This is a genomic window from Arthrobacter sp. I3 (assembly GCF_000520575.1).
Taxonomy (GTDB): Bacteria; Actinomycetota; Actinomycetes; order Actinomycetales; family Micrococcaceae; genus Arthrobacter; species Arthrobacter humicola_A.
The window spans coordinates 103,003-112,232 of record NZ_KI914903.1; the positions used below are offsets into that span (position 1 = coordinate 103,003).

Here is a 9,230-nt window from a genome sequence, read left to right on the forward strand (position 1 = left end):
GCGGCAGGTCAACATCCTTCGGGACAAGCTCCGCCACATTGACCGCCAGCTCGCCGCCGCGACGCAGAACAACTCCAAACTGGTCAGCATGCTGGAAACGGCCAAGGCCGAGATCCTGCGGCTGAAGAACGCCCTGGACCAGGAGGGACAGCCGCCGTACAGCTTCGGCACCATCCTCCAGCTCAACCCGAAACGGCAGCCGACGGCCGGGAACAGCGGCCAGGCGGCCACGGAGGAATCCGTGGATATCTTCAACGCCGGCCGCAAGATGCGGGTTGGGATCAGCCCGCTGGTCAACATCAGCCAGCTCGCCGTCGGGCAGGAAGTCCTGCTCAACGAGGCCCTGATGGTGGTCGCCGGACTCGGCTACGAGCGGGCCGGGGACCTCGTTACGCTCAAGGAAATGCTGGGGCCCGACCGTGCCCTGGTGGTGGGCCGCGCCGACGAGGAGCGGGTCATCCGGCTCTCCGGCGCCTTGCTCGCCCAGCGGCTCCGGGTAGGCGACGCGCTCTCGATTGATTCCCGGACCGGGTACGCGCTGGAAAAGATCCCGCGCTCCGAGGTGGAGAACCTCGTGCTCGAGGAAGTCCCGGACATCACCTATCAGGACATCGGCGGACTGGGCCCGCAGATCGAACAGATCCGCGACGCCGTCGAACTGCCCTTCCTGCACCCGGACCTGTACCGGGAGCACGGGCTCAAGGCGCCCAAGGGCATCCTGCTGTACGGCCCGCCCGGCTGCGGCAAGACCCTGATCGCCAAGGCCGTGGCCAACTCGCTGGCCGCCCGGGCCGCCGAGCGCGCCGGCAAGACGGACATGAAGAGCTACTTCCTGAACATCAAGGGACCCGAGCTGCTCGATAAGTACGTCGGCGAGACCGAACGCCACATCCGCCTGATCTTCGCGCGCGCCCGGGAAAAGGCGTCCGAGGGCAGCCCGGTGGTGGTGTTCTTCGACGAAATGGACTCGCTGTTCCGCACCCGCGGCACCGGCATTTCCTCCGACGTCGAAACCACCATCGTCCCGCAGCTGCTCAGCGAGATCGACGGCGTCGAACGGCTGGACAACGTGATTGTGATCGGCGCCTCGAACCGGGAAGACATGATCGATCCGGCGATCCTGCGCCCGGGCCGCCTGGACGTGAAGGTGAAGATCCAGCGCCCCGACGCCGAGGCCGCGGCCGACATCTTCAACAAGTACATCACCACGGACCTGCCCTTCCACGAGTCCGACCTCGGCGAGCACAACGGCGACGTGCAGGCGACCGTGGACGCCATGGTCCAACGCACCGTCGAGGCGATGTACTCCACCGAGAAGTCCAACGAGTACCTCGAGGTCACCTACGCCAACGGCGACACCGAAATGCTCTACTTCAAGGACTTCAATTCCGGCGCCGTGGTGCAGAACGTCGTGGACCGGGCCAAGAAGTACGCCATCAAGGACCTGTTGACCATCGGCCAGAAGGGCCTGCGGATCGACCACCTGCTCCGGGCGGTCGTGGACGAGTTCCGTGAACACGAGGACATGCCCAACACCACCAACCCGGACGATTGGGCACGCATCTCCGGCAAGAAGGGCGAGCGCATCACGTACATCCGCACCATCGTCCAGGGCAAGGCCGGCCAGGAGCCCGGGAAGTCCATCGAGACGATGCCCAGCACAGGCCAGTACCTGTGACGGCTGTTGTCCCCGGCAAGCCCGCCGACACTGCGGGCGGGCTGCCGGTCGGCGGGGCGATGCGGGTCATGGGATCGGAGACCGAATACGGCATCCACGCGCCCTCGGCCCCGGGAGCCAACGCCACGATGATGTCAGCCCGGGTCATTCAGGCGTATGCCCAGGTGACCCGGCAGCGCGCTGCCGGCGGCGCCGAGACCCGGTGGGACTACACGGACGAGGAACCGCTGCACGACGCCCGCGGCTGGACCTTGGAGCGTAGCAGCGCGGACCCGGAACAACTCACCGACCAGCCTCCCGTTCTCGACGCCGAGGCGATCGCCCTCGCCTACGGGCGGCAGGAACTCGAGGCCGACGGCGAGGACGAGTCCGGCACGCTGCTGATGAACATGGTGCTGGGCAACGGCGCACGGTTGTATGTGGACCACGCCCATCCGGAGTATTCCAGCCCCGAGGTGACCAACCCCCGCGCCGCCGTCACGTGGGACGCCGCCGGCGACCTCGTGGCCCTGGCCGCGGTCCGGCGCCTCGCTGCGGATCCCGAACTGCCGCCGATCAACCTGTACAAGAACAACACGGACAACAAATCGGTCTCCTACGGCTCGCACGAGAACTACCTGATGCCCCGCTCGGTGCCGTTCGGCGAAATCGTGCGCGGCCTCACGCCGTTTTTCGTCACCCGGCAGATCATTTGCGGTGCCGGGCGGGTGGGCCTCGGGCAGGACAGCGCCCGGGCCGGCTACCAGATCAGCCAGCGCGCTGACTTCTTCGAAACCGAGGTGGGCCTGGAAACCACCATCCGCCGCCCCATCATCAACACCCGGGACGAGCCCCACGCCACCGCGGACAAATACCGCAGGCTGCACGTCATCATCGGCGACGCCAACCTCAGCCAGGCCTCCAACTTCCTCAAGTTCGGCACCACCGCGATGGTCCTGAGCCTGATCGAGGCCGGGCTGGCGCCGCGGATCGAAGTCCATGAGCCCGTCGCCGCGCTTCAGGCCGTCAGCCACGACACCTCGCTCACCGGGTTGCTGCGCCTGGGCGACGGCCGGCGGATCAGCGCCCTGGACCTCCAGTGGATCTATTTCGAGGCCGCCTCCAAGCACGCGCAGGACACCGGCGTCGCGGACGCCGTGGACGGTGACGGCCACACCCACGAGGTCCTGGAGCGGTGGTCCGCCACGCTGAGCGAACTCGGCGGTGACCGGGCGGCGGCTGCATCCTCAGTCGAGTGGCTCGCCAAACTGTCCCTGCTCGAGGGCTACCGACAGCGTGACGGCCTGGGCTGGGACAACGCCCGGCTGGGCCTCGTGGATCTGCAGTGGGCCGACATCCGCCCCGAAAAGGGGCTCTACTACCGGCTGCTGGCCCGCGACCGGATGCGCCGAATCGTCGACGACGCCGCGATCGCCCGTGCGGTGACCGAACCGCCGTCGGACACGCGGGCGTACTTCCGCGGGCGCTGCGTCAGCAGGTTCGGTGCAGACCTCGCGGGGGCCAGCTGGGACTCGGTGATCTTCGATGTCCCCGGCCGTGGCAGGCTCCAGCGGGTCCCAACCCGCGAGCCGCTGCGCGGGACCGAAGCCCTCACCGGCGGCCTGTTTGCCCGGCACAGGGAGGCCGGGACGTTCCTGGCAGAACTGCTCGGACTCAGCCCCGGTTCCTAAAAACAAAGCCCCCCGCAGGCGCCCCGGGCGTGGCACTATTGCTACAGGATGTCCCTTAGGAGAAAAGGGACGGACATGAAGGAGAAAACAATGGCAGGCCAGGAGCAGCAGCAGCCGCAGTCGCGGGACACCGAGGTTGACGAGGACGTCCCCGCCGCGCCGCCGGCCCCGGCGGACGCCCAGGCGTCGGCAGCCACCCAGGGCGTCGATGATCTCCTCGATGAGATCGACGGTGTGCTGGAGTCCAACGCCGAGGAATTCGTGCGCGCATTCGTCCAAAAGGGCGGCCAGTAGGAGCGCCCCCGGCCGCCGGATGAGGGCGGCGGGAGGGGCTAAGGGCCGGAAGAGTCGTTGATCCACCACGTTGAGGGAGAGCGTTAGTGCAGGAAACAACAGCCAACCGAGTAGCAGCCAACGCGACGTCCTCATTCACCGAGCATCTGCAGCGCGAACGGCCCGATTTGATGCCCTTCGGCCAAGTGCCTTTCAACCAGTTGCCCGCCGGCGGGCACGCCGGCCAGCCAGGAGCACCGCTGCAGGCCCCGCACGGGACCACGATCGTGGCGATGACCTACGCCGGGGGAGTGCTGATGGCCGGGGACCGCCGCGCCACCATGGGCAACGTGATCGCGAGCCGGCACATCGAGAAGGTCTTTCCCGCCGACCAGTATTCAGTGCTGGGCATTGCCGGGACCGCCGGCATCGCCCTGGACATCACCAGGCTGTTCCAGGTTGAACTCGAACACTACGAGAAGATCGAGGGCACCCTCCTGAGCCTGGACGGGAAAGCGAACCGGCTCGGCGCCATGGTCCGCGGCAACCTGCCCATGGCCATGCAGGGCCTCGCCGTCGTGCCCCTGTTCGCGGGATTCGACCGGCCCGCAGGTTTCGGCCGGCTCTTCTCCTACGACGTCACGGGCGGCCGCTACGAGGAACAGGAGCACCACGCGGTGGGATCCGGTTCGATGTTCGCCCGCGGCGCGCTGAAGAAACTCTGGCGTCCCGGCCTCTCGGAGCAGGACGCCGTGGCGGTCGCCGTCGAGGCCCTGTACGACGCCGCCGACGACGACTCCGCCACAGGCGGGCCGGACCCCGTCCGGCAGCTATGGCCGGTGGTGTACATCGTGAACCGGACAGGCGCCTTCCGGGTCCCGGACCGCGACCTTGCCGCCGTGGCCGGCCGCGTCATCGAATCCCGCACCGTCGCCCAGCGGGAGGCCTGAGATGACCCAGCAGTTCTATGTATCTCCCGAACAACTGATGAAGGACCGTGCGGATTTCGCACGGAAGGGCATCGCCCGCGGACGTTCGGTAGTGGTCATCAGTTGCCGGGACGGGATTGCCCTCGTGGCGGAGAACGCGTCCCCGTCGCTGCACAAGATCGGCGAGATCTACGACAAAATCGCGTTCGCGGCCGTCGGGAAGTACAACGAGTTTGAGAGCCTGCGTCAAGCCGGGGTGCGGTATGCCGATGTCCGGGGCTATTCCTACGACCGCGAGGACGTCACGGCCCGCGGCCTCGCCAGCGTGTACGCACAAAGCCTCGGCGCGGTGTTTACGGCCGAACAGAAACCCTTCGAGGTCGAACTGGCCGTGGCCGAAGTCGGCCAGGCCCAGGAGGCGGACCATCTGTACCGGCTGACCTTTGACGGGTCCATCGCCGACGAGCACGGCTTTATTGTGATGGGTGGCCAGGCGGACAAGGTCTCCGAGGCTGTCGCGGCGGGCTGGCAGGGCGAACTCGACTTCGCGGGCGCCATCCGGCTGGCCCTCGCCGGGCTCGTGGCGGACAAGGAAACCACCACGCTGCCTGTATCCGCACTTGAAGTTGCGGTACTGGACCGGGGATCGGAAAGCGGCCGCGGCACCCGCCGGGCGTTCCGCCGGCTCGAGGACCCGGACATCGTGGCATTGCTGGCTGAGGAGAAGTGAGATGGACAAGCGCATATTCGGCATCGAAACCGAATTCGGAATTTCCTATTCAAGCCCGGAGTCCCGGCCGCTGGCACCGGAGGAAGTAGCCCGCTACCTCTTCCGCAAGGTGGTCAGCTGGGGACGGTCCTCCAACGTCTTCCTGACCAACGGCTCGCGCCTTTACCTGGACGTCGGGTCGCACCCGGAATACGCCACCGCCGAGTGCGACGACCTCGCCCAGCTGATAGCCCATGATCGTGCCGGGGAGTTGATCCTGTGCGACCTCGTGGACGAAGCCCAGGAACGGCTGGCGGCGGAGGGATTCAACGGCACCGTATACCTGTTCAAGAACAACACAGACTCGGCCGGGAACTCCTACGGCAGCCACGAAAACTACCTCATCCCGCGGCGCGGGGAATTTTCCCGGCTCGCGGAAATCCTCATCCCGTTCCTTGTGACCCGCCAGTTGATCGCCGGGGCCGGCAAGATCCTCAAGACCCCGCACGGGGCGACCTTCGCGTTCTCCCAGCGGGCCGACCACATCTGGGAAGGCGTTTCCTCCGCCACCACCCGCTCCAGGCCCATCATCAACACCCGGGACGAGCCGCATGCGGACGCCGAGTTCTACCGGCGCCTGCACGTGATCGTGGGCGACTCCAACATGTCCGAAACAACGGCGCTGCTCAAGATCGGCACGGTGGACCTGATCCTGCGGATGATCGAGGCCGGGGTGATCATGCGCGACATGCGGATGGAGAACCCGATCCGCAGCATCCGGGAAATCTCCCACGACCTCAGCGGCCGGGCACTGGTCCGGCTCGCCAACGGCCGGCAGCTCACGGCTCTGGAAATCCAGCGCGAATACCTGGGCAAGGTGACCGCGTTCGTGGCCGAACACGGCGCGCACAACCCCCATGTGCCGCTGATCCTGGACCTCTGGGAGCGCACGCTGGACGCCATCGAAAGCGGCGATACGAGCACGATCGATACCGAAGTGGACTGGGCCATCAAGAAGAAGCTCATGGACAACTACCGGGAACGGCACGGGCTGGGCCTGGACGCTCCCAGGATTGCGCAGCTGGACCTGACCTACCACGACATTTCCCGTGGCCGCGGCCTCTTCTACCTGCTCCAGGCCCGCGGGGCTGTGCGCCGGGTGGTGGACGACACCGCGGTCAAGGACGCGGTGGATGCCCCGCCGCAGACCACGCGCGCCAAACTCCGCGGCGACTTCGTCCGGCGCGCCCAGGAACTCGGCCGCGACTACACCGTGGACTGGGTCCATCTGAAGCTGAACGACCGCGCCCACCAGACCATTCTGTGCAAGGATCCCTTCCGGAGCGTGGACGAACGGGTGGATGCGCTGCTGGACTCGATGGGCTGATACCCAGCTTCGCACGTTATTCTGGGGTAGGGCCGCCCTGCGGCCGCCGCTTTCTTTGCCACGGGAAACCGAACGGCATTGAGTCCACCCTGCCTCGACGAAAGTTTCCAATTGCGCCGACTACTAGCAATTCTTCTTCCCGGACTGCTGCTGCTGACCGCCTGCGGCGGCAGCGAAGCGCCTCCGGCTCCGGAACCCACCAGCCAGTCCGCGGGTGAGACCGCCAAGCTGGACTCGGTCAAATTGACTGAGAACGGTGACAAGAAGGCCCCCGGCGTCGACTTCACCAAGCCGCTTGACGTCAAGGAACCCACCGTCAAGGTGGTCACCGAGGGCGGTGGCGAGCGGGTCAAGGCCAACCAGATCGCCAACATTTCGATCGTGGCCTTCAACGGCACCGACGGTTCCACCCTCGAAGACACGTTCCCGAACGATCCCGAGCCGCTGGAGCTGAACGACGAGCTCAAGGGCAGCAGCCCCGTCATCTACAACGCGTTCGTGGGCGCCAAGATCGGCTCGCACCTCGCCCTCGCCGTTCCCGGCCAGGCCGCAGCCGAGGGTGCCGAGGCCAAGCCGACCCAGCTCCTGATCGTCAAGGTGCTCTCCGCCAAGGACGCTCCGCCGGTCCTGGACAAGCCTGAGGGCGACGCCGTCACCCCGCCGGCCGGACTGCCGACCGTCAAGGAAAACGACAAGGGCGTTCCGGAGATCTCGGTCGCCGGTGTCAAGGCTCCGACCGCGCTGGTCTCCCAGGACCTCATCACCGGCAAGGGCCAGGCCCTCAAGGAGACCGACACGATCACCGTCAACTACGTCGGCGTCGCCCTCGCCACCGGCAAGGTCTTCGACTCCAGCTTTGAGAGTGGCAAGAAGGCCACCTTCCCGCTGACCGGCGTCATCAAGGGCTGGACCCAGGGCCTGACCGGCAAGACGGTCGGCTCACGTGTCCTTCTGGTCGTCCCGAAGGACCTCGCCTACGGAGATCAGGGCCAGGGCGACGCGAAGGGCGACCTCGTCTTCGTCGTCGATATCCTCGGCGTCAAGTAACCCATCGCTACAACTGCAACCACTACACGTCACCTCAAAGGAGTAACCATGTCATTTGGACAGCGCAACCTCGACCGCGAGAAGCCGGAAATTGACTTCCCCGTAGGCGACGTCCCCACCGAACTGGTCATCACCGACCTGATCGAAGGGGACGGCGCCGAGGCCAAAGCCGGCGACACCGTTTCCACCCACTACGTGGGCGTCGCCTGGTCCACCGGTGAAGAATTCGACGCTTCCTGGGGCCGCGGCGCGCCGCTGGACTTCCGGGTCGGCGTCGGCCAGGTCATCCAGGGCTGGGACCAGGGCCTGCTGGGCATGAAGGTCGGCGGCCGCCGCCGGCTCGAGATCCCGTCCGAGCTTGCCTACGGCTCCCGTGGCGCCGGCGGGGCGATCGGCCCCAACGAGGCCCTGATCTTCGTCGTGGACCTCGTCGCCGTCCGCTAGTCCCCACCCGCCCCCCGGGGAACGAAGCGCGGTAACAATCGGAAAAGTTCTTCCGGCTGTTGCCGCGCTTTCGTCATTTTCCGGGACCGGCTTTAGTACCCTTGCGGGGTGTCCGCCTCACGTACAGAACGCCTCCTGAACCTGCTCATCGCCCTGCTCAACACCAAGTACGGCCTGCGCCGCAGCGAGCTGCGCGAAAAGGTCTACCACGACACCACGAGCAGTGACGTCGCCTTCGGCCGCATGTTCGAACGCGACAAAGGCGAGCTGCGCCAGTTTGGCTTCGACGTCGAGGCCGTGACGGACACGGGCTGGGGCTCCGACGACCCGGCTACCACCCGCTACCGGATCGGCAAGGAATCGAACCGGCTGCCCGACGTCAGCCTCACCCCCGAAGAGTGCACGGTCCTGATCCTCGCGGCCCAGCTCTGGGAGCACGCCGCCCTCGGCTCCGCCGCCGTCGACGCGGTCCGGAAGCTGCAGGCCGCCGGCGGCCTGGTCGACGCCGAACTCCCCACCGGCGTCCAGCCGCGCATCCGCCCCGCCGGCCAGGCCTTCGAGGACCTGGTCGCCGCGATACACGCCCAGCACCCGGTCCGGTTCAGCTACCTCGCCGGCAGCACCGGCCAGGAGCAGGAACGCCTGGTGGAGCCCTGGGGCCTGGGCAGCCGCTTCGGCCAGTGGTACCTCGTGGGCCACGACCGGGGCCGGGGGGACAAACGGTTCTTCCGCCTGTCCCGCCTGACGTCCGCCGTGACCGTCCTGGAGAAGGAGAGCTTCACGCCGCCGGCCGGGTTCAACGTCCGCGCCCAGCTGGCCGGTCTGGCCGAGCTGCCGGTGCAGAGCGCCGTGGTCGACGTCGAACACGGGCGGCTCCTGGGCCTCCGCAAACGCGCCCAGCCGCTTCCGGACGCAGCGCCGGAAGCCGCAGCGCCGGAAGCCCGAACACCGGGGCACCCGGCCGGGACGGACCGCCTCGTGGTGCCCTTCCGCGATGCGGAGACCCTGGGCGAGGAGCTGGCCTCCTACGGTCCCCGCGTCACTGTGATTTCGCCCCCCGAACTCGCCGGCGCTGTCCACCGCCGCCTCACGG

At 67.3% G+C, this 9,230-nt stretch carries 9 protein-coding genes; all 9 read left to right on the top strand.

Annotation, left to right across the window (positions count from 1 at the left end):
• The coding region (gene arc / locus Y706_RS23560) for a proteasome ATPase (protein WP_043434701.1) at positions 1-1,678 on the top strand (1,678 nt) is incomplete at its 5' end.
• 59 nt (positions 1,679-1,737) lie between these two features.
• Positions 1,738-3,348: a depupylase/deamidase Dop gene (dop, locus tag Y706_RS0104145; RefSeq protein ID WP_043434746.1), complete on the top strand. Its 1,611-nt coding sequence runs from the start codon at positions 1,738-1,740 to the stop codon at positions 3,346-3,348.
• Positions 3,349-3,438: 90 nt separating this feature from the next.
• Positions 3,439-3,642 (top strand): ubiquitin-like protein Pup, encoded by a 204-nt coding sequence (locus tag Y706_RS0104150; protein WP_026266331.1) that lies wholly within the window; start codon positions 3,439-3,441, stop codon positions 3,640-3,642.
• A gap of 86 nt (positions 3,643-3,728) precedes the next feature.
• Entirely contained in the window at positions 3,729-4,571 is an 843-nt protein-coding gene (gene prcB / locus Y706_RS0104155) for a proteasome subunit beta (protein WP_028275579.1), read from the top strand.
• 1 nt (position 4,572) lies between these two features.
• Positions 4,573-5,280 carry a proteasome subunit alpha gene (gene prcA, locus Y706_RS0104160; protein ID WP_028275580.1) on the top strand — a complete coding sequence of 236 codons (708 nt, stop codon included), beginning with the start codon at positions 4,573-4,575 and terminating at the stop codon, positions 5,278-5,280.
• 1 nt (position 5,281) lies between these two features.
• Positions 5,282-6,646, top strand: coding sequence for a Pup--protein ligase (gene pafA, locus Y706_RS0104165; RefSeq protein WP_028275581.1), 1,365 nt, complete (start codon positions 5,282-5,284; stop codon positions 6,644-6,646).
• Positions 6,647-6,757: 111 nt separating this feature from the next.
• Positions 6,758-7,693, top strand: coding sequence for an FKBP-type peptidyl-prolyl cis-trans isomerase (locus Y706_RS0104170; protein ID WP_028275582.1), 936 nt, complete (start codon positions 6,758-6,760; stop codon positions 7,691-7,693).
• A 48-nt stretch (positions 7,694-7,741) separates the two neighbouring features.
• Positions 7,742-8,137 (top strand): FKBP-type peptidyl-prolyl cis-trans isomerase, encoded by a 396-nt coding sequence (locus Y706_RS0104175; RefSeq protein WP_028275583.1) that lies wholly within the window; start codon positions 7,742-7,744, stop codon positions 8,135-8,137.
• Positions 8,138-8,245: 108 nt separating this feature from the next.
• Positions 8,246-9,230 (top strand): helix-turn-helix transcriptional regulator (locus Y706_RS23565; RefSeq protein WP_156945059.1); only part of this gene is annotated, 985 nt, incomplete at its 3' end.